This window comes from Xanthomonas sp. NCPPB 2864, from assembly GCF_056675615.1.
Genome location: NZ_JBWWVS010000001.1, coordinates 276412 through 297443, shown reverse-complemented (window position 1 = coordinate 297443; position 21032 = coordinate 276412). Strand labels below are relative to the sequence as shown.

At 64.4% G+C, this 21032-nt stretch carries 18 protein-coding genes; 7 read left to right on the top strand and 11 right to left on the bottom strand.

What is annotated here, in order from left to right; all coding sequences use genetic code 11:
* Positions 1-89 precede the first annotated feature (89 nt).
* Genes AC1KVE_RS01125 through mtgA form a run of 3 tightly spaced genes read right to left on the bottom strand, consistent with a single transcriptional unit; the run spans position 90 to position 2267 of the window.
* Positions 90-518 (bottom strand): CBS domain-containing protein, encoded by a 429-nt coding sequence (locus tag AC1KVE_RS01125; protein ID WP_046343736.1) that lies wholly within the window; start codon positions 516-518, stop codon positions 90-92.
* Positions 478-1524 (bottom strand): glycosyltransferase family 2 protein, encoded by a 1047-nt coding sequence (locus tag AC1KVE_RS01120; RefSeq protein ID WP_226427271.1) that lies wholly within the window; start codon positions 1522-1524, stop codon positions 478-480. The genes AC1KVE_RS01125 and AC1KVE_RS01120 overlap by 41 nt, the downstream gene beginning before the upstream one ends.
* A 2-nt stretch (positions 1525-1526) precedes the next feature.
* Positions 1527-2267 carry a monofunctional biosynthetic peptidoglycan transglycosylase gene (gene mtgA, locus AC1KVE_RS01115; RefSeq protein ID WP_102580860.1) on the bottom strand — a complete coding sequence of 247 codons (741 nt, stop codon included), beginning with the start codon at positions 2265-2267 and terminating at the stop codon, positions 1527-1529.
* Between the two features lie 74 nt (positions 2268-2341).
* Between mtgA and hslO the strand changes: the two genes are divergently transcribed.
* The 3 genes from hslO (at position 2342) to AC1KVE_RS01100 (ending at position 7231) form a co-directional block, all read left to right on the top strand.
* Positions 2342-3232 carry an Hsp33 family molecular chaperone HslO gene (hslO, locus tag AC1KVE_RS01110; protein ID WP_435014037.1) on the top strand — a complete coding sequence of 297 codons (891 nt, stop codon included), beginning with the start codon at positions 2342-2344 and terminating at the stop codon, positions 3230-3232.
* Positions 3233-3385: 153 nt separating this feature from the next.
* Complete coding sequence (locus tag AC1KVE_RS01105; protein ID WP_181142413.1) at positions 3386-4219, top strand: XOO1806 family protein; 834 nt, start codon at positions 3386-3388, stop codon at positions 4217-4219.
* Positions 4220-4459: 240 nt separating this feature from the next.
* Positions 4460-7231 (top strand): TonB-dependent receptor, encoded by a 2772-nt coding sequence (locus AC1KVE_RS01100; RefSeq protein ID WP_166770612.1) that lies wholly within the window; start codon positions 4460-4462, stop codon positions 7229-7231.
* Positions 7232-7331: 100 nt separating this feature from the next.
* On the opposite strand, the gene AC1KVE_RS01095 is transcribed toward AC1KVE_RS01100, so the two are convergent.
* On the bottom strand, positions 7332-7940 hold the full coding sequence (locus tag AC1KVE_RS01095; protein WP_016902764.1) for a TetR/AcrR family transcriptional regulator: 609 nt from the start codon (positions 7938-7940) through the stop codon (positions 7332-7334).
* Between the two features lie 137 nt (positions 7941-8077).
* Between AC1KVE_RS01095 and AC1KVE_RS01090 the strand changes: the two genes are divergently transcribed.
* Both AC1KVE_RS01090 and AC1KVE_RS01085 read left to right on the top strand, forming a co-directional pair.
* Positions 8078-9001, top strand: coding sequence for an alpha/beta fold hydrolase (locus AC1KVE_RS01090; RefSeq protein ID WP_481092010.1), 924 nt, complete (start codon positions 8078-8080; stop codon positions 8999-9001).
* Positions 8998-11472 (top strand): acyl-CoA dehydrogenase, encoded by a 2475-nt coding sequence (locus AC1KVE_RS01085; RefSeq protein WP_024939254.1) that lies wholly within the window; start codon positions 8998-9000, stop codon positions 11470-11472. The genes AC1KVE_RS01090 and AC1KVE_RS01085 overlap by 4 nt, the downstream gene beginning before the upstream one ends.
* 247 nt (positions 11473-11719) lie before the next feature.
* Here AC1KVE_RS01085 and AC1KVE_RS01080 read toward each other — a convergent pair whose 3' ends face one another.
* Complete coding sequence (locus AC1KVE_RS01080; RefSeq protein ID WP_024939255.1) at positions 11720-12073, bottom strand: DUF1304 domain-containing protein; 354 nt, start codon at positions 12071-12073, stop codon at positions 11720-11722.
* A gap of 470 nt (positions 12074-12543) precedes the next feature.
* Positions 12544-13905 (bottom strand): NTP/NDP exchange transporter, encoded by a 1362-nt coding sequence (locus AC1KVE_RS01075; RefSeq protein ID WP_054590986.1) that lies wholly within the window; start codon positions 13903-13905, stop codon positions 12544-12546.
* Between the two features lie 333 nt (positions 13906-14238).
* On the opposite strand from AC1KVE_RS01075, the gene AC1KVE_RS01070 reads away from it, so the two are divergent.
* Complete coding sequence (locus tag AC1KVE_RS01070; protein ID WP_039813429.1) at positions 14239-15618, top strand: serine hydrolase domain-containing protein; 1380 nt, start codon at positions 14239-14241, stop codon at positions 15616-15618.
* 589 nt (positions 15619-16207) lie between these two features.
* Here AC1KVE_RS01070 and AC1KVE_RS01065 read toward each other — a convergent pair.
* Positions 16208-16687: a hypothetical protein gene (locus tag AC1KVE_RS01065; protein WP_039519650.1), complete on the bottom strand. Its 480-nt coding sequence runs from the start codon at positions 16685-16687 to the stop codon at positions 16208-16210.
* 214 nt (positions 16688-16901) lie between these two features.
* On the opposite strand from AC1KVE_RS01065, the gene AC1KVE_RS01060 reads away from it, so the two are divergent.
* Positions 16902-17249, top strand: a complete 348-nt coding sequence (locus tag AC1KVE_RS01060; RefSeq protein ID WP_481092011.1) for a hypothetical protein — start codon at positions 16902-16904, stop codon at positions 17247-17249.
* A 450-nt stretch (positions 17250-17699) separates the two neighbouring features.
* On the opposite strand, the gene gcvH is transcribed toward AC1KVE_RS01060, so the two are convergent.
* From gcvH to AC1KVE_RS01040, 4 genes are all read right to left on the bottom strand, one after another.
* Entirely contained in the window at positions 17700-18095 is a 396-nt protein-coding gene (gcvH, locus tag AC1KVE_RS01055; RefSeq protein WP_024939260.1) for a glycine cleavage system protein GcvH, read from the bottom strand.
* Positions 18096-18240: 145 nt separating this feature from the next.
* Positions 18241-19350, bottom strand: coding sequence for a glycine cleavage system aminomethyltransferase GcvT (gene gcvT, locus AC1KVE_RS01050; RefSeq protein WP_039526065.1), 1110 nt, complete (start codon positions 19348-19350; stop codon positions 18241-18243).
* A gap of 162 nt (positions 19351-19512) precedes the next feature.
* Positions 19513-19947, bottom strand: coding sequence for an NfeD family protein (locus AC1KVE_RS01045; RefSeq protein WP_104568142.1), 435 nt, complete (start codon positions 19945-19947; stop codon positions 19513-19515).
* Positions 19948-19950: 3 nt separating this feature from the next.
* A complete protein-coding gene (locus AC1KVE_RS01040) occupies positions 19951-20916 on the bottom strand; it encodes an SPFH domain-containing protein (RefSeq protein WP_024939263.1) in 966 nt (321 codons plus the stop codon).
* Between the last annotated feature and the right edge of the window lie 116 nt (positions 20917-21032).

The window sequence follows — 21032 nt, the reverse complement described above, 5'->3', positions numbered from 1 at the left end:
AAAGCTGATCTATCTGCTCGCCACACTTCTCGAGCTATGTCGATCAACAGCGTTCAGGACAAGACGCAGGGAACATCGCCGGCACGGCCCTAGCTGGCGATGTAACGCTGCAACTGATCGATATCGCGCTGCTGGTTCTCGATCACCGCCTTGACCAGATCACCGATGGAAATCACGCCCTGCACGCGGCCGTTGTCGACCACCGGCAGATGCCGGAAGCGGCCGTCGGTCATCAACTGCATGCAGCGCTCCACCGTGTCCGACGGCGACACTGTCACCACCTCGGTACTCATGATGTCGGCAACGCTGGTGGTCGATGAGGCGCGATCGCGCAGCACCACCTTGCGCGCGTAATCGCGCTCGGACACGATGCCGACCAGGCGTGGCCCGTCCATCACCAACACCGCGCCGATGCCTTTGTCGGCCATCAGGCGGATCGCCTCGATCACTGCAGCGTCTGCCGCTACCGCGAATACCTCAACCTGTTTGGTCCCCAATAGCTGTCGTACGGTCTGCATGGCCCGCTCCGCGCTTGATCTGGTGGTCGCAGCCTACTCCCACCGCGCCGCGGTGGGTATCGACCAGATACAGCGGACGCTGCTTGGCCTCGTCGTACAAGCGGCCCAGGTATTCACCGATCAGGCCCAGGGCGATCAGCTGGATGCCGCCCAGGAACAGGATCACCGACATCATGGTCGGCCAGCCGGCCACCGGGTCGCCCATCAGCGCCGCCTTGATCACCACCCAGCCACCGAACAGGAATGCCACCAGCGCGGTGAGCAAGCCCAGATAGGTCGCCACGCGCAGCGGCACGGTGGAAAAGCTGGTGATGCCATCCAGCGCGAAGTTCCACAGCCGCCACACGGTGAATTTGCTGCGTCCCGACAGCCGTGGCGCACGCCGGTACGGCAATGCCACCTGGCGAAACCCGACCCAACCGAACAGCCCCTTCATGAAACGGTGGCGCTCGCGCAGCTGCTGCAAGGCTTCTACCACCCGCGGCGACAACAGCCTGAAATCCCCCGTGTCGGCCGGAATCGGCGTGCGCGACAACTGCCGGATCACCCGGTAGAACGCATGCGCCGCACTGCGCTTCAGCCAGCTCTCGCCCTCGCGAAAAATCCGCGTGCCGAAGATGTTGTCGTAACCGGCGCGCCACAGCGCGACGAACTCGGGGATCAACTCCGGCGGGTCCTGTCCATCGGCATCGAGCAGCACCACCGCACCGGGCAGCACATGGTCCAGGCCTGCAGAAATCGCGACCTCCTTGCCGAAGTTACGCGACAGCCGCACCGCACTCACCTGCGCATCGGCATCGGCAAGTGCCTGCAACACGCTCCAGGTGCCATCGCTGCTGCCATCGTCGACATACAGCACATGCGTCTGCACCCCACTCAGGCCCGCCAGCACTGCGCATAGGCGCGGGTGCAGCTGTGGAATGCTGGTCTCCTCGTTATAGGCTGCAATCACCACCGTCAGGCGGTCTCCTGCCACCGGCAGCTGCACGGGTCCGGACGTGCGCATGCTCACGGCGCCTGCAGATACGCAGGGCCACCCAGCTGGCGCGCCTGCCGCTGGATCCATGCCGTCCGCCGTTGCACATAGGCGCCGGGACGACGCGCGTCATAGCGGCGTGGCGAGGGCAGCACCGCCGCCAGGCGCGCCGACTCGGTCGGTGACAACCCGGCCGCATCCTTGCCCCAGAACTGCCGGGCAGCGGCCTGCGCGCCATATATCCCGTCACCGAACTCGGCCACGTTGAGATACATCTCCAGAATGCGCTGCTTCGGCCACAGCAACTCGATCAGCACCGTGTACCAGGCCTCCAGGCCCTTGCGTACCCAACTGCGGCCCTGCCACAGGAACACGTTCTTGGCGACCTGCTGACTGATCGTGCTGGCCCCGCGCACGCGTCCACCGCGCGCATTGTGATCGCGCGCCTTTTCGATCGCCTGCAGGTCGAAGCCGTGATGCACCGGAAACTGCTGATCCTCCGCAGCCACCACCGAAATCGGCAGGCTGGCGGCGATCCTGTCGTAGTCGCGCCATTGCTGGTGCAGCGAAAAATCCCAGTCGCCCTCGCCCCAGGCTTCCAGATAGCGCCCGACCATCATGCTGCTGATCGGCGGATCGATCACCCGCAGCACCAGTACCTGCAGCACGCTCGCAGCGGCAAACAGCAGCGGCGCTGCCAACAGCCAGCGCAGCCAGCGCCGCGCGCGCCGCGGTGGCGCAACCTGCTTGCCATCCAATGCATCCGTCCCCATTGTTCGCTACGACCTTTCATCCCGATGCTCGTTGCATTATCCGGCAACCGGCGTCCCTTACGTCCGATGTTCCCATGACCGATCACGATCAGCTTTCCCGTTTCCTGCTGCCTGCTGCCGGCGTGCGCGGCGTCCATGTCCGCCTGACCCAGGCCTGGCACGACATCCAGGGGGCCGCCGACTACCCGCCCGCCGCACGCCAGTTGCTCGGCGAGGCGGCGGTGGCCGCCGCCCTGTTCACCGGCCACACCAAGGTCGACGGGCGTCTGTCGGTGCAGCTGCGCGGCAACCAGACGCTGCGCACCCTGTTCGCCGAATGCACCGCGGCCGGCACCTTGCGCGGCATCGTGCAGCTGGCCGACGGCGCCGATGCGCCCGCCGACCTGCGCGAACTGGGTGAGGCCGCGCTGCTGGCCATCACCATCGAGAACCCCGGCCTGGACCCGCGCGAACCGCAGCGCTACCAGAGCCTGGTCGGCATGCAGGCGCCGGATCTGGCCGAGGCCTTCGAGACCTATTTCCACCAGTCCGAGCAGCTGCCGACCCGCCTGCTGCTGGCCGCGGGCCCGGACCAGGCCGCCGGCCTGTTGCTGCAAAAGCTGCCCGGCGACGAGGGCGACACCGATGGCTGGACCCGCATCGGCGCGCTGTTCGACACCCTGGGCGCACCGGAATTGCTCTCGGTCGCCAGCGAGGACCTGCTGCACCGGTTGTTCCACGAGGAAGACACCCAATTGCTGGGCAGCAAGCCGCTCAGCTTCGGCTGCTCTTGCTCGCGCGAGCGGGTCGCCTCGATGCTGCAGTCCCTGGGCGAAGACGAGGCCCGTGCCGCTGCCGAGGCGACCGGCGAGGTCGAGGTCCGCTGCGAGTTTTGTGGGCGTGAGTATCACTTTCCGTTGACCGCACTGGACGTACTTTTCAGCGAGGCGCGCCCCCTGCAGGAGGCGCCGGAACGGTTGCAGTAGAAAGGTTTGACAGGTGCGATCCGGGGATCGCGAGTACTTGTTAAATAATCATAAACACCCTAGCATTCCGACTGCCCGCTTCCGGGAACTTAACAACTGCCGCTGGGTCTGAACTCTGGTATGCGATACCTACTGCGCCTTCCGCTTGCTCTGATGGTTGCCCTTGCGGCAGCTACGGGCGCGCATGCGCAGTCGACCCAGCAGGTACGTGAAAGCACCATCCTGCCGGTGTGGAACAAGGGCAGCGGCAAGGTCGAAGCCTTTCTGTACCTGGAGCCCACCGGCGAGCAGAGGGCCGGTGCACGCTGGCACTTCGGCCGCAACTCGCTGGACGCGGCGTTCGGCCTGACCTCCGGCGATTCGCTGGGCCTGATCTGCAACAGCAGCCGCGGGACCAACATCAACGGACTCGCCAGCCACTGCCTGCTCGCAGGCATCGGCGATGACGAAGAAGACAGCGCCGCCGCATCGCGCCGCGTGTCGGCAACCCTGGGCTTCAACCGTGGCGGCGCACGCGCCGGCGTCACTGCCGGTACCGGCCGCGATACCCTGCCGGCCTGGTTGATCGGCGCCGGCAAGGCACCGCTGACCCGCGTCGAACAGAACGACCTGACCGTGTTCGGGCAGAAGAACATCGGCCGCGAAGGCTTCGTTTCGATCGGCGGCACCTATGCGCGCGCGCGTCTGGTACCGCTGGCCGACGTTTCGCCGGCGATCGCCGACCAGTGGGACAGCAAGACCCTGAGCGTCGGAGGCGGCTACGGTGCCTTCAGCGCCAACGTCATCGGCCGCGTCGTCGACGTCCCCGGCCAGCCGGAAAAGTGGGAAGGTCTGGGCCTGGGTCTGACCTGGCGCACCCCCTGGAGCGGCCAGCTGACCGTCGGCGCAGAGAACGTCATCTCCCGCGGCAAGAACCCGTTTGCGCCGAGCAACGAGAGCAACAGCGACGGTACGATCCCGTACGTTCGGTATGAGCAAGACCTCTAAGTAATTGATTTTAAATTATTTTACCTGACGCCACCGGCTTGTAGCCGGTGGCGTTTTGCGTTCCAGCACTCTGCCTGCGGCAGCCTTTCACGTCTTTCTTCTTTTTCGTTAACGGGACTTTAATTTCTCGCATAACGCATATACCATCGGTTCACCCTGACGTTTTGGATCCGCTTCTTTCGGACCCCCGACAGGCAAACAACCCTTGGCAGTACCCAAGATCACTTGGAGAGAGAGCTAATGAATTGCAAGTCCAACAAGCTGCGCGATGCAGTCGTCCTCGCGCTTGTCGTGGGCGTCGGCGGTACCGGTACCGCCATCGCTCAGGAAGCCGGCACCACCAACCTCGACAAGATCGAAGTGACCGGTTCGCGCATCAAGAGCGCAGACGTTGAAACGTCGCAGCCCGTTCTGACGCTGACCCGTCAGGACATCGACAAGCAGGGCGTCACCTCTGTTGCCGATGTGTTGCAGCGCGTGGCAGCCAACGGCGCGGCGCTGAACCGCACCTTCAATAACGGCGGCGACGGCAGCTCAGGCATCGCGCTGCGCAACCTCGGCAGCGCACGTACCCTGGTGCTGGTCAACGGCCGCCGCTGGACCACGGGTCTGGACGGCAGCGTCGACCTCAACACCATTCCGACTGCGATGGTTGAGCGCATCGACATCCTGAAGGATGGCGCGTCGACGATTTACGGCTCCGATGCCATTGCCGGCGTGGTGAATATCATCACCCGCAAGAACTTCGACGGTGCCGAGGCAGGCGTCAACGTTGGCCAGTACAGCGATGGCGATGGCCAGCGCCAGGCCTACGACTTCACGATCGGCACCACCACCGATCGCGCAAGCCTGCTGCTGGGCGCTTCGTACGTGCAGGAAGAGTCCGTCATGGCGGGCGATCGGCAGATCTCCGCTGGCGGTCCTCCGTTCTTCAGCGGCCAGAGCGGCACCGGATTCCCGGGTTCGTATGTGCGCAATGGTGCGCGCCGCATCCTGATCAATGGCGTCGAAACGCCTTACGTGGCCAATGTCCACGGTTACAACACCGCGCCGGACAACTACCTGCTGACCCCGCAGGAACGCACCTCGCTGTTCGCTCAAGGTACTTTCAACTTCACCGACAACGTGACGTTCCGCACCGAGGCGATGTACAACGAGCGCAAGTCGGAGCAGTTGCTGGCGGCAATGCCGGTCACCGGCCTGACCTTGAGCGCCGACAGCCTCTACAACCCCTTCGACCAGAACCTGACCAGCGTCAACCGCCGCTTTATCGAAACCGGTGGCCGCTCGTTCAATCAGAACGTCAAGAACTGGCACTTCTACGGTGGCCTGGAAGGTTTCTTCGAATTTGCCGACCACAGCTTCGACTGGGATGTGGGCTATCGCTACGACAAGTCCGATCAGAACGATCTGACCTACGGCCTGTTCAACCTTGCCAACCTCAACAACGCCTACGGCCCCTCCGAGCTGCGTGGCGGCGTGCCGGTCTGCGTCACCGCACCCGGTGGCGACGTGATTCCCGGATGCGTCCCGGTCAATCCGCTGGGCCCGCGCGGCTCGATCAGCCAGGCGGCGCTGGATTACACCGGCTTCACCGCGCACGACTCGTCCTCGGTTGAATCCAAGGGCTACACCGCAAATCTAAGCGGCGACATCGTCGACCTGCCGGCTGGCCCGCTGGCCTTCGCGGCCGGCTACGAATACCGCAAGGAAAGCGGCCAGTTCGATCCGGACGCCTTCATTGCGGCGGGCCTCAGCACCGGCAACGGCGCACGCCCGACTGCAGGCTCCTACAGCCTGGACGAGTTCTATCTGGAACTGTCGGTCCCGGTGCTGGCCGATTTGCCGGGCGCTCAGCTGCTGGACTTCAGCCTCGCGACGCGTTACTCGGACTACAGCAACTTCGGCGACACCGTGAACAACAAGTTCGGCTTCCGCTGGAAGCCCATTCAGGACTTGATGATCCGCGGCAACTACAGCGAAGGCTTCCGCGCGCCCAGCATCAACAACCTGTTTGCCGGTAACGCCGACTCGTTCGAAACCTACGCCGATCCCTGCTCGATCCAGGCTGGTCAGCTCAGCAACCCGGTCGTGGCACAGAACTGCACCGCAGCCGGCGTGCCTGCCAATTTTGTGCAGCCCGGTGCAGGCACCGGCGCCAAGCAGACGCTGGAGCCGTTCACCTACACCTCCAACGAGCAGTTGCAGCCGGAAACCTCGACCAGCCGCACCCTGGGCCTGGTGTTCAGCCCCAGCTTCGCGCAGGGCTTGAATGTCACCTTGGACTGGTGGCAGATCGAGATCGAAAACGCGATCACGCGTCCGGCAGCACAGTTCATCCTCGACAAGTGCTACGGCGGCAGTGCCGGCGAACAGGCTCAGTACTGCGCGCTTGTCACGCGTGATCCGACCTACGCCGATGGCGCCTACACCATCACCAACATCAACATGCCGCTGTTGAATCTGGCGTCGTACAAGGTGGAAGGCTGGGATCTGGGTATCAACTACCGCTTGCCGGAGACGGCGTTCGGCCAGTTCACCATCAGCTGGGATTCGACCTACCTGTCGAGCTGGGAAACCAAGGCGACTGCCGATTCCGAACTGGAGCAGTTCCAGGGCCGTTACCTGAATCAGGATCCGTACTGGCGCATTCGTTCCAATCTTTATGTCGATTGGTCCCTCGGCGATTTCGGCATCAACTGGGGCATTCGCTACAAGTCCGGCATGGAAGAAGTCTGCCCGCTGTCTGCAGCGCTGGCCCAGGCGTATTGCTCGGAGCCTGATCGCGTCACCGCCGACGGCGCATCGCCGCGTAACCACATTGGCGCGACGACGTATCACGACATCCAGGTGCGTTACAACACGCCTTGGAATGCAACCGTGTCGGTAGGCCTGAACAACGCGTTCGACAAGGATCCGCCGGTCGCGTACAGCACGTCCTACAACATGTTCGATCCGCAATACGATCTGCCGGGCCGCTACATGTACATGCAGTACCGCCAGCGCTTCTGATAGAGCCTGCGGCGTAAAACAACTACGGCCCCGAATGGGGCCGTAGTTGCGTCTGGAGTTTAAAAAGCGGGAACCGGACGCGGCATCCATCGCGTGCTGGTCACCCCGGAATCAAGGTCTGGATCACATGCTCGACATAGGCCTCGAAGTCCTCGCGGGCTTGCTTGGGCTGCTGCAGTTGCAGCGAGAGCTGCAGGAAACCGACGTAGGCGGCGTAGGCCAGGCGGGCGCGGTGTTGGGCATCGGTGCGGCTCAGGCCGGCCTGGCGGAACGAGGCGATCAGGTAGTCGAGACGGCGCTGCGAGACGCGGTCGATGACCGGGCGCACGGCCGGGTGATCGAGTGCCTTGAGCAGTTCGCTGTAGATGACGTGCGGCTTGACTTCGTGCGCGACCAGTTGAAACAGCGCGCGCAGGCGTGCGCTGGGGTCCGGGACGTCTTCCAGGCTGCCGAATACTTCCTTCTGTTCGAAGATTTCCCAGCGTTCCAGGGCTGCCTGCAGCAAGGCATCGCGCGAGGGAAAATGCCAGTAGAAGCTGCCCTTGGTCACCCCGAGACGGCGTGCCAGTGGCTCCACCGCGACGGCGCCCACCCCTTGTTCGGCGATCAGGTCCAGTGCGGCCTGCGCCCAATCGTCCGCGCTGAGGCGGTTGCCGCGACCGGACGTGGCGCGGGGCGTGGTGAGGCTTGGGTCGGTGATGTCATTCATTGCCGCGATTTAACCATACGCTTGAGTCAGTTGCAGTATGCATCACAAAAAGGACACACAACTGCCACGATTCAATGGCTTAACCGTCCATACGAAGGAGTATTGACAGCCGCATAGGCAGATCCATACCATGAGGTATGGTAACCTCTTCTCCTAGCCTCGCCCATAGTGCGTCTACCTCGCGCATCGACGCTGGCGAGACATCGCTTGCGGTGTCAGTGCGGGGCGCGGACCACACGCCGACGGTGCTGCTGGCACATGGCTTTGGACAAACCCGGCACGCGTGGGAAAGCACTGCGGCCAGACTGGCCGAAGCTGGCTACCGGGCGCTGGCCTACGATGCGCGCGGCCATGGCGATTCCGGTTTCAACGACGCAGACCTGCCCTACTCGGCCACGCAGTTCACCGATGACCTGATCGTGCTGGCAGGCGAGCAGGCCGAGCCACCGGTGCTGGTTGCCGCATCGATGGGCGGCTTGTTCGGCCTGCCTGCCGAGGCGCGCTGGCCAGGTCTGTTTCGCGCGATCGTGCTGGTCGACATCACGCCGCGCTGGGACACCGCGGGCGTGGAGCGCATCCTGCGTTTCATGACCGCACATCCAGATGGCTTTGCATCGCTGGATGCCGCCGCCGATGCGATTGCCGCCTATTTGCCACAGCGCCCACGCAAGACGGCCGAGCAGTTGCAGGCCTTGCTGAGGCAGCGCGCAGACGGGCGCTGGCACTGGCACTGGGACCCGCGGCTGGTCGATGAACTGGCGGGACAGGATCCGCACGCACAACAACAGACCTTGCTGGACGCCGCCGCGCGGACGCGTTGCCCGATGTTGCTGATCAGCGGCGGTCGCAGCGACCTGGTCACGCCGGACACCATCAAGGAATTCCTGTCGATCGCGCCGCATGCGCAGCACGTGCATCTGCCCGATGCCACGCACATGCTGGCCGGCGACGACAACACCACGTTTACCGCAACCGTGTTGCATTATCTGGACGCACTGCCCCCGGTTGGCACCATCGCAGCGTCCAACATTACCGAGCATGTCACTGGAGCAAGACCATGAGCATCGTTGCACCGTTCCTCCTCGTCATCCTGGCGGCGGGCATCGCTGCCTATCACCGCATGCGCCTTGCCACCTGGGTCGCGCTGAGCGCCTGTGTGCTGGTGGCCTGCTGGTTGCTGGGTGCCAATCTCACCGCAACCATCGTCGCTGCCGTGCTGGTAGTGCTGGTTTCCGCGCCGGTGCTGTTGCCGTTCCTGCGCAAGCCACTGCTGACCACGCCGCTAATGGGCTTCTTCCGCAAGGTGCTGCCGCCGCTGTCGCAGACCGAGCGCATCGCGCTGGAAACCGGCTCGGTGGGCTTTGAAGGCGAACTGTTCACCGGCGACCCGGATTGGCAGAAGCTGCTCAACTATCCCAAGCCGCAACTGAGCGCCGAAGAGCAGGCCTTCCTGGATGGCCCGGTCGAAGAGCTGTGCAGGATGGTCAACGACTGGGAGATCACCCACGTCCACGCCGACCTGCCGCCGGAGCTGTGGGAATACATCAAGAAGAACAAGTTCTTCGGCATGATCATTCCCAAGCAGTACGGCGGGCTGGGCTTCAGCGCGCTGGCGCATCACAAGGTGATCCAGAAGCTGTCCTCGATCTCCAGCGTGGTCAGCTCCACCGTCGGCGTGCCCAACTCGCTCGGGCCGGGCGAGCTGCTGCTGCATTACGGCACGCCGGAACAGAAGGATTACTACCTGCCGCGCCTGGCGGTCGGCGCAGAAGTGCCGTGCTTCGGCCTGACCGGTCCGTTCGCCGGTTCCGATGCGACCTCGATCCCCGACTACGGCATCGTCTGCAAGGGCGAGTGGAATGGCGCCAACGTGCTTGGCGTCAAGCTGACCTTCGACAAGCGCTACATCACCCTGGCGCCGGTGGCCTCGCTGATCGGCCTGGCATTCCGCGCCTACGATCCGGATGGCCTGATCGGCGACAAGAAGGACATCGGCATCACCCTGGCCCTGTTGCCGCGCGAGACCCCCGGCGTGGAAATCGGCCGTCGCCATTTCCCGCTCAATTCGCCGTTCCAGAATGGCCCGATCCACGGCGAGGAAGTGTTCATCCCGCTGAGCCAGCTGATCGGCGGCGTGGAGATGGTCGGTAAGGGCTGGAACATGCTCAACGAGTGCCTGGCGGTGGGCCGCTCGATCACCCTGCCCTCCACGGCCAGCGGTGGCAGCAAGTATGCCGCCGTGGTCACCGGCGCGTATGCGCGTATTCGCAAGCAGTTTGGCCTGTCGGTCGGACGCTTCGAGGGCGTCGAAGAAGCGCTCGCGCGGATCGGCGGCAAGGCCTATGCCATCAGCGCGTTGTCGCAGGCCACCGCTGCGGCAGTGGACCGTGGTGATGTGCCATCGGTGCCGTCGGCGATCGCCAAGTATCACTGCACCACCATGGGCCGCGAAGTGGTCAGCGACATGATGGATGTGATCGGTGGCAAGGGCATCATCCTGGGGCCGCGCAACTTTGCCGGCCGTGCCTGGCAGGCGGCGCCGATCGGCGTGACCGTGGAAGGCGCCAACATCATGACCCGCAGCCTGCTGATCTTCGGGCAGGGCGCAATCCTGTGCCATCCGTGGGTGATGAAGGAAATGCAGGCGGCGCAGGATCCGGACACGCGTCGTGGCCTGGAAGAGTTCGACCAGAGTCTGTTCGGGCATATCCGCTTCGGCATCTCCAATGCGGTGCGTTCGTTCTGGTTCGGGCTGACCGGTGCGCGCATCGGGGCAGCGCCGGGCGATGCGTACACGCGGCGCTTCTTCCGCAAGCTGGATCGTTATTCCGCCAACCTGGCGCTGATGGCCGACGTGTCGATGCTGATGCTCGGCGGCAAGCTCAAGTTCAAGGAATCGCTGTCCGGACGTCTGGGCGACGTGCTGAGCCACATCTACCTGACCAGCGCGATGCTCAAGCGCTATCACGACGAAGGCGCGCCGGCGACCGATCAGCCGCTGCTGGCCTGGGCGTTCCATGACAGCGTGCACAAGATCGAAACCGCGCTGTCTGCGGCGCTGCGCAACTTCCCGATCCGTCCGGTGGGCTGGCTGATGTGGGTGCTGATCTTCCCGCTGGGCCGTCGTGCTGAAGCACCGGGTGACCGGCTGGGACACCGCGTGGCATCGATCCTGATGACACCGAACGAAGCGCGCGACCGTCTGGGCCAGGGCGTGTTTCTGACCCCCTGCGCCAACAATCCGGGCGGACGTATCGCCAGCTATCTGGCCAAGGCCGTGCTGGCCGAGCCGGTGGAGCGCAAGTTCCTCAAGGCGCTCAAGACCAAGGGCATCGAGGCGCTGGATTTCACCGCGCAGCTGGACGAAGCCGTGGCCGAAGGCGTGATCACCGGCGACGAGCGCAGGCAGCTGGAAGAGTTGCGCGAGATGATGATGGACACCATCACCGTGGACGATTTCGACCCGCACGAACTGCGTGCGGCCAGCTACTACGACAAGCCGCAGGCCCAGCAGCCGCGCGAAGCGGCGTAGGTCTCAGGCCGAGGTGACAAGCAGACAGCGGCGGGCTTCGGCCCGCCGTTGTCGTTTGTGGAGATTGGCTACTGTAGAGACCGACCATCTCGCAGTTGCATTGCCTGTCGCTGTCACCTTCGACCAGTTCGCGACACCTGCAATTCCAGCGAGCCGCCTAGTAGGAGCGGGCTTGCCCGCGATGAAGCTCTACCGGTAACGCCCCATCGCGGGCAGGCCCGCTCCTACAGGAAGCGAGCACACGGCCTCAGCGCGGCAACCACAGCAACGCCAGCGCAATCAGCGCGGGCAAGGCCTGCACGAAAAAGATGCGGCGGTTGACGCTGTAGGCGCCATAGAAGCCTGCCACGACGACACAGCCCAGAAAGAAGCCCAGCACGTCGGTGCGAGCCTGCAACGCGCCCCAGAACAGGCCCGCTGCCAGGAAGCCGTTGTACAGGCCCTGATTGGCCGCAAGCACGCGCGTGGCCTGTGCCTTCTCGGGAGTATTGCGGAAGGTCTTCAGGCCCAGCGGCCGCGTCCACAACGCCATCTCCAAGACCAGAATGTAGACGTGCAGCAGAGCGACGCACAGGCCGGCAACGATGGCGAACAGGGACATGGCAGATCGGCGTGATGGATGTGGCGGCCAGCATAGCGGTGATTGCGGCGCTGCTGTTCAGAGCAGGCAACGGAATCCGACGCGCCGGCGAGACATGGGAGATGTGCAGGACCTGCATGCACGATCGGAGCGTCGCGATTGCGAACATCGGCGGCGTGTCCTGCGATGGTTATTGCGCGGGCACAGGTGCTGCAGCCAAGTTGCAGATCAAGCGCTCTACACCTGGTCCATCTGCTCGCCACGCTCGCCCAAAGGCAAACGAGGCTAGTTCAAACAGCGGCATCGCTAATGCATGTCATGCCCTGCTTGCCGGTGCACACCGACCATCTCGACCGGTGCTTGCCCGCTCACCCTCGCGGGACCTCACGCGGCATGGATGTCGCGTAAGAGCCTACAAGGACGTACTTGCGGCGTGTCCCGCGAGGGTGGGCGGGCAAGGGCCCTGCAACCAGGCCATTTGTTGACCGCTCCTAGTCGGAGACCTGATTGCCAGTCTCCGCATCGCGCTCTGCGGGCAGTTTGCGCGCCTCGCGCAGCAGGCCGAACGCGCCAAGGGTCATGCCCGATGCCACCAGCAGACCGACGCCGAACACCGCGCTGGAGCCGAATGCCGACACCAGCTTGTGCACCCAGACGAAGGTGAGATCGCCACCGCGGTAGATCACGGTGTCGATCGCAGCGCCGGCCTTGTAACGCCATTCCCGATCCACCCGCGTGTACAAGGTCTCGCGCGCCGGCTTGGCCAGTGCGAACTCGCTGGAGCGGGTGATCACCTGCACGATCGCAAGCATCATCGGCAGCGGCGAGGCCGTCAGCACGGCATAGCCCAGCGTGATCGCCACGCCCGGAATCAGCAGCGCCGGTGCGATGCCGAAACGCGACAGCAGCGCGCGCGTCACCAGCAGCTGCAACACCAGGGTAAGCGCGTTGATCGCCAGGTCGATGCTGGCGTAATAGGCGGTGGCCGCCGCTGCGTCCGTGTAGAGCCGACGTACCAACGCTGCCTGCTCGTTGTAGAGCAAGGTGCCGACGCCCACGCCGAACAGCACCATGAAGGCCAGCCAGCGCAGCAACGGCTCGCGCACGATCAGCTTGAGCCCGCCCAGCACATCGCCGCCCATCGGCACCTCGCCGGAGCCCAGCTGTCGCTCCTGCTCGCGCGCAACCGCCCACAGGCGCAGACGCAGCACGCAGACCACGCACACGGTCAGAAACCCGGCCGAGACCAACATCAGATGCGCGATGCCGATGCGCTCGACCAGCGTGCGGGTGAGGATCGGCCCGAGAAACGCGCCCAGCGTGCCGGCCGCACCGATGTAACCGTAGTAGCTGCGCGCTTCGGCATTGCTGAAGACGTCGGCCATGAAGCTCCAGAACACCGCCACCGCAAATAGGTTGAAGACGGTCACCCACAGGAAGAACGCCAGGCCGCGCCCGGGCACGCCGCTGTCGAACAATACGTAGAACAGCAACAGGGTCGCGATGAAGAAGCCATACACCGCCGGCAGGAACACCCGGCGCGGGTAGCGACTGACCAGCGCGCCGTAGACCGGCTGCAGCAACACCATGATCAGGAAGGTGCAGGTAAACAGCACCTGCAGGGTGAAATCCTTGAGCGGTATGCCGTGCGTGGCAAAGAAGGCGATCATGCCGGTGGGGAAAATCGCTTCCACATCCGCCGACGCACTCATCGCCTCGCGCACCGGGCGCAGCACGTAGTAGCCGCTGAGCAGGCAGAAGAAATACAGGAACGACCACGCCAGCGGCGGCGAGCTGCGCAATGCCACGCTCAGACGGCCAGCCGCAGAGAGCCGCGAAGACAGGCTGGTCATCGGGTAAGGCTCGCTCGCATCGACGAGCGCGACAGCAGGGACATGGCAGCGGCAACACCCGCGAAACAAGCGCGCAAGTTAGCCGATGCCGCGCTGCATCACCAGCAGCAGCGGGCGGCACCGACTAAATCGATTGCCTGCGGAGACGGCACGCCGCTTGCAGCTGTCTCCGCACGGGCTCCCGATTGCGTTGCAGAGGGTCCTGGCAGTTCGATTTATGAACCTAAAATCATCAATAGGATCAACACGATGCCCATTCATCTTCCGGCAGTTTGTGCTATTGCAAAGCGCGGCGCTAGAATCGTCGGAGGCAGTGGAACAGGCGGGACAACCATGACTCAAATGCGCAGGCGCCGACGGTTCCGACCGTTGGCCATCGGGCTGCTCGGGGCGTTATTGCCTCTGGCCCTCTCTTCCACCGCGCAGACACCTGCGCCGGCTGCTTCTGCGCTGCAGCCGGCCACCGTCGTGCAGTCGCCCACCGCCCCGCTGCAATACCGTGCATCGCTTCCGGCCAGCCAGGTGCTGGCCCCGGCGGCCGGGTTCGATGTGGCCGCGTTCGAATCGATGGCCAACCAGTTGACCTACGGCAATCGCCTGCCCGGCATGGCGATGGCGATCGTGCAGGGCGGCAAGGTGCTGAGCGCGCGCGGCTATGGTGTCACCGACGTCAATCACCCGCAGCCGGTCGATGCGCATACCGTGTTCCGTCTGGCATCGCTGTCCAAGGCCTTCGCCGGCACCATGGCCGGGTTGCTGGTCAACGACGGCGTGCTGCGTTGGGACAGCAAGGTAGTGGACTACGTGCCCGGGTTCCAGCTCAGCAATGACGTCGCCACCCGGCAGCTCACCGTCGCCGAGGTGCTGAGCCACCGCGTCGGGCTGACCCGCAATGCCTACGACAACGATATCGAATCGAACGTCGACTATTACTCGCTCAGCCACAAGCTTGCCGCCGCACCGTTGCGCTGCGCGCCCGGCGATTGCTATGCATACCAGAACGTGGCTTTCAGCCTGGTCGGCGATGTGGTGTTTGCTGCGTCCGGCAGCTTCTACGAGCAGTCGGTGGAGCGCCGCATCTTCAAGCCGCTGGGCATGAACGATGCGAGCATGGGTCTGGCCGGTATCCAGGCCAGCCCGCGCTGGGCGCGCCCGCATGTGCGCAGCCGCAATGGCTGGGTGTCGCTGACGCCCAAGCCGACCTACTACCGTCTGGCCCCCGCTGCCGGCGTCAATGCCAGCGCCAGCGACATGGCGCAGTGGCTGCTCGCGCACACCGGCCACCGCACCGACGTGCTGCCTGCGCCGCTGCTGGCGACGCTGCACGCGCCGCTGATCTCCACGCCAGGGGAGATGCGCTCGGGTTGGCGCCACGAGCGTGTTGACGCTGCCAGCTACGCGCTGGGCTGGCGCGTGTTCGACTACGCCGGCCATCAGGTCGTCTTCCATGCCGGCGCAGTGCAAGGCTATCGCGGCCTGGTCGCGCTGCTGCCCGAACGTGATCTCGGCATCGCGATCATGTGGAACGGCGAGAGCGGCCTGCCCTCCGGCATGCTGCCCACCATTCTGGATCGGGCGCTGGGTCTGCCCGCCAAGCGTTGGCTGGATATCGATGTGGATGGCGACTTCGGCAGCGAGAACATGCTGGCCGAGCGCCCCGATCCTGCCGGCAAGGGCGCCTCGTCGGGCAAGTCGGTGGCATCGCCGCGCTGAGTTGGCGTTGCGGCAACCTCGCGCACAGGCGGCTTCGGCCGCCTGTGTCGTTTCCGGCCTGCAGAATCGAGTCGAGCATATCGACATCGGTGGCCGGAAGCCGGGCATCGCTCCATGGCCATGCGATGACGGTCATGGCAGGCGCAGGTCTGAGTCACCTTGTCGAGTAAGCGCGCCAGACCTGACTGAAAAGCGAGAGCGTGGCTGCCCACGATGCGGCCCAATGCATCTACTCCCGCTTGGCACGACCAACACACCGCACCGCTACGCCAATCGATGGCGGCACGACCGATCGGGACAGACGATGGTCAGTTGGGCGGGCGGCGCAGCGGCCCAGCCCACTGCTAGCGTTGGACCGGAGAAAGCGGGTGGCGGGTGGCAAGCGGCGATAGTGTGGCGATAGCCACAACGTCCCGGCCTGACATCCCGTCACGCACAGCGCAACGCATCCAGCGGCGATAGCTTCGGCTGCCTGCGTGCGACCGGGACTCCCCCATCAAGGATGCGCTGGATCCGCCAATAAAAAAGCTCCCTCCCCGCTGGGCGTCGGGGAGGGAGCTCGATGTTTACGGCGATCGGGTGGTGCGGATCAGATCAGCGGCGCCGGGGTTGCGGGCAGCGCGACCGGAGCGGCCTTCTTCTTGCGAACGGCCGGCTTCTTCTTGGCGACCTTCTTCACAGCAGGCTTCTTGGCGGCAGTCTTCTTGGTGGCGGACTTCTTGGTCGCCTTCTTGGCAACTGCCTTCTTGGCGGTCTTCTTTACCGCTTTCTTGGCGGTCTTCTTGACGGCCTTCTTGGCGGCGGTCTTCTTGGTCGCCTTCTTTGCAGTCTTCTTCACTGCCTTCTTGGCGGCAGTCTTCTTGGTTGCCTTCTTTGCAGTCTTCTTCACTGCCTTCTTGGCGGTTGCCTTCTTTGCAGTCTTCTTGACGGCCTTCTTGGCAGCAGTCTTCTTCACTGCCTTCTTGGCGGTTGCCTTTTTGGCGACCTTCTTGACTGCCTTCTTGGCGGCAGTCTTCTTCACTGCCTTCTTGGCAGTGGGTTTCTTTTTCGCAGCTTTTGCAGTGGCCATGTAATTGGCTCCTCGTCAGTGAACTATGGAGGTGAAACGCCCAGTTGAAGCAAACCCCGCAACGGCACGCCGTCGTCGGGAACCGTCCGCAGGTAATGCGCGACGGGACGGATACAGAAACACCCGCATCGAACAGCGACGCGGGTGCGTGATCGGAGCGACTGCTGCTTTTTCGGAGAGAAGCGGACCCAACTCCACCGTGGATAGCGCTTCGGTGGACATCGGGAACAAGCGTGTCGGCTTGATGTCGATTCTGCTCACTCTCTTTCGCAGCAACGTCTGCTGGGCGAAACCTAATCACGCTTTTTTTTACTGTCAACACTCTTTTGCATTTTTTTTTCAACGCCTCGTCGCGGCGCATCCCGTCGAGCGTGCCCAAAGACGCCGTGCGATGGCACGCGTCGCTGCCCTTGGCATGCAGCGGCGCAACGACGTTTTCAAAAAAGCACTTCTTTTGTGCTGTTTTTTTTTAGCGATGCAGACGCGCACGCTGTTATCCACTGCAGCGGCACAACAGCGCACGCCCGCTCGCCGCGGTACGCGCCGCCTGTCCGCCAGCTGAAAATTTTTTATCGACCAAGCTTGCCCAAGGCCTCGCACAAGCAAAAATGCGCAAACTTATTGCGCGTTTTTCGACCCATGCGTGCATCCGCGTGCACTGCCAACGGCATCCGTTGCGCACCGTGTCCAAGGTTGGATGCAGGCGACACTGCAAATATTTTTCACCGGCTGCACGCCATCTCCTCACGACCGGCTCACGTCGGAAATCCGACACCGCGACGGTCGCAACGCAGTCGACGATGTCGCGCGCGCATGCCGCTGGCGAGTGCACGGTCGTCAAACATCGGCAAAGGCTTCGACTGCGATCCAGAGTCGGCACCGGTCGGTCGCGCGCAGATCGGCAGGACGCACGCCATCGGCAGGCGGGATCGACGCGCGGCCATCGCCACGCAGACAAAAAAATGGCCGCTCCAACGAGCGGCCATCCGGGTGTGCGACGGGCGAGGCGCGGTCAGTGCGCGTCGTCTTCCAGCAGCTCGGCGTAGTCGTCCGGCGACAGCAGGTCGTTGAGCTCTTCCTTGTCGTCGAGTTCGACCACGAAGATCCAGCCTTCGCCGTAGGCATCTTCGTTGATGGTTTCCGGCTTGTCGCTGAGTGCGCTGTTGACCTCGACGACGGTGCCGCTGACCGGGCTGTAGACGTCGGAGGCGGCCTTGACCGACTCCACCACCGCCGCGCCGGTACCGACCTGCACGGTGTCGCCGACGCCGGGCAGTTCGACGTAGACCAAGTCGCCCAGCAAGCCCTGCGCGTGGTCGGAGATGCCGACGGTCACGCGGCCGCTGCTTTCGACGCGGGCCCACTCGTGGGATTTGAGGAACTTGAGGTCGCCAGGGATCTCGCTCATGGGTGTGCTCCGGGGAAACTGTTGGGTTGGGGACAGGTGGCTAGTTTAGACCGCACGACAACACAGGTGCACGCGCGTATCGGCCGGTGGGTGGCGATGGATGTCGCACGCTGCCGGACGTTTGCACGCCCGGCAGAGGTCTGACTCATTCGCCAAGGACGCCGGGCTGCGCCTGGCCGTCGCGGACGAACGGAAACTTCACCGCGCGCAACGGCACCTGCTTGCCACGGATGTCCACGCGCAGCGCGTCGATGCTGCCGGCCGGCACGCGCGCGAACGCGATCGCCTTGCCGAGCGTGGGCGAGAAGGTGCCGGACAGGATCTCGCCTTCGCCGCTGGCGCTAAGCACGGTCTGTCCATGCCGCAGCACGCCCTTCTCGTCCATCACCACACCGATCAGCTGACGCGGTGCGCCCTGCGCCTTTTGCGACTCGAGCACGGCGCGACCGATGAAGTCGCGACCGTCGTCCAGGGCGATCGTCCAGGCCAGCGCGGCCTCGTATGGACTGACCGTGTCGTCCATGTCCTGGCCGTAGAGATTCATGCCGGCTTCCAGACGCAAGGTGTCGCGTGCGCCCAGACCGGCCGGCTTGACGCCCTGCGCGAGCAGCGCGTTCCAGAACGCCACTGCTGCCTCCTGCGGCAACACGATTTCGAAACCGTCTTCGCCGGTGTAGCCGGTGCGCGCAAGGAACAGTTCCACGCCATCACGCGAACGCGTCTGCAGCGCAGCGAAGCGGCCGAGCTTGCTCGCCGCTACGGTATCGGCCGGATCCACCAGTTCGATCACCTTGGCGCGCGCGTTGGGCCCTTGCACGGCGATCATCGCAAAGTCGCCGCGCTCTTCCACGCGCACCTGGAAGGCTGCGGCCTGTTCGCCGATCCACTGCAGGTCCTTTTCGCGGGTGGCGGCGTTGACCACCAGGCGGAAGAAGTCCTCGCGCAGGAAGTAGACGATCAGATCATCGATCACCCCGCCCTGCGGGTTGAGCATGCAGGTGTACAGCGCCTTGCCGGAGACCTTGAGCTTGTCCACCGAGTTGGCCAGCAGGTAGCGCAGGAACTCGCGCACGCGCGGACCGTGCAGGTCGACCACGGTCATGTGGCTGACATCGAACATGCCGGCGTCGCGACGCACCTGGTGGTGCTCGTCCAGCTGCGAGCCGTAATGGATCGGCATGTCCCAACCGCCGAAGTCGACCATCTTGGCGCCGAGCGCACGATGGGTGTCGTTGAGGATGGTCTTCTGGGTCATGCGCACCGGTCCAAGGGAAAGAGCACCATTATCGCCGCCCGGCCGTGCCTGGGGAAACGGCGCAGGCGATGCGGCAACGCGCCGCCGACACCTGGACCTGGCCGCGCCCTATCGCGCCGCGCTGCAGCATCGCTGCATGGGCACGACGCGTGCCCTGCCCGATCAACCGGCCGCCTGCACCTGCAAGGTCATGCCATCGACACCGACGATACGCACCGGCGCGCCGGCCGGAAGGTCCGGGCCGCTGACCACCCAGAACGCGTCGTCGACCTTGGCACGGCCGCGCCCCTCCTGGATCGCCTGGTCGAGCACTACGCAGCGACCGATCAACTGCTCGGCACGTCGGTTGAGCAGGGGCCGATCACTCTGCCGGCCCTTGCCGCGAAACCAGCTGCGATACACCTGCACCGATACGAAACTCAGCAGCACGAAGGCAACGATCTGCAGCAGCAGCGACATGCCCGGCAACGCGAGCACCAGCACGCACACCGCTGCGGCGGCAATGCCCATCCACAGCAGGAACGCGCCGGGCACCAGCGTCTCGGCAGCAATCAATAGCAACGCCAGCACCGCCCAGGCCACCACGTCCCAACGCATGGCTCAACCTCCCACGCGCGGGGGCATCGGCGGCACGCGCACATGGCTCGCGTCGGGTTTGTTCAGCGCTTCCTTGGCCAGCTCGGCAATGCCGGCGATCGAGCCGATGACGCCGCTGGATTCCATCGGCATCAGCACGAACTTCTGGTTGGGCGCGGTGGCCAGCGCCTTGAACGCCTCCACATACTTCTGTGCGACGAAGTAATTGATCGCCTGCACGCTGCCGTTGGCGATCGCATCGGAGACCATCTGGGTGGCCTTGGCTTCGGCCTCGGCCAGACGCTCGCGCGCCTCGGCGTCGCGGAACGCGGCTTCCTTGCGGCCTTCGGCTTCGAGCACGGCGGCCTGCTTCTCGCCTTCGGCGCGCAGGATTTCCGACTGGCGCGAGCCCTCGGCTTCGAGGATCTGCGCGCGTTTCTCGCGCTCGGCCTTCATCTGCCGCGCCATCGAGTCGATCAGGTCGCGCGGCGGCTGGATGTCGCGGATCTCGATGCGGGTGACCTTGATGCCCCAGGGATTGGTGGCCTGGTCGACCACGCTGAGCAGCTGCGCATTGATGGTCTCGCGCTGGCTCAGCGATTCGTCCAGATCCATCGAGCCGATCACGGTGCGGATGTTGGTCTGCACCAGCGCGATCGAGGCGATCTCCAGGTTGGAGACCTCATAGGCGGCCTTGGCGGCATCGAGCACCTGGAAGAACACCACGCCATCCACGCGCACCACCGCGTTGTCCTTGGTGATGACGTCCTGGCTAGGGACGTCGAGCACCTGCTCCATCATGTTGATCTTGCGCCCCACGCCGTAGACCACCGGCACCAGAAAGTGCAGACCCGGACTCATGGTGTGGGTGTAGCGGCCGAAGCGCTCCACCGTCCACTGAAAGCCCTGCGGCACCATGCGCACGGTCTTGAACAACACGATGACGCCGGCGACCAGAACGGCGATGGCCAAGAAAGAAGTCGGAAACATGAGCAGCCCCTTGCGATGACGAGTCGATCCTTGGCTTGAGTATGCCCTAGCGCCACCTGTCCCCACTGCGCGCCCTAGCTTCGGCAACGGCGGTCACGACCCTGCATGCGGCGCTG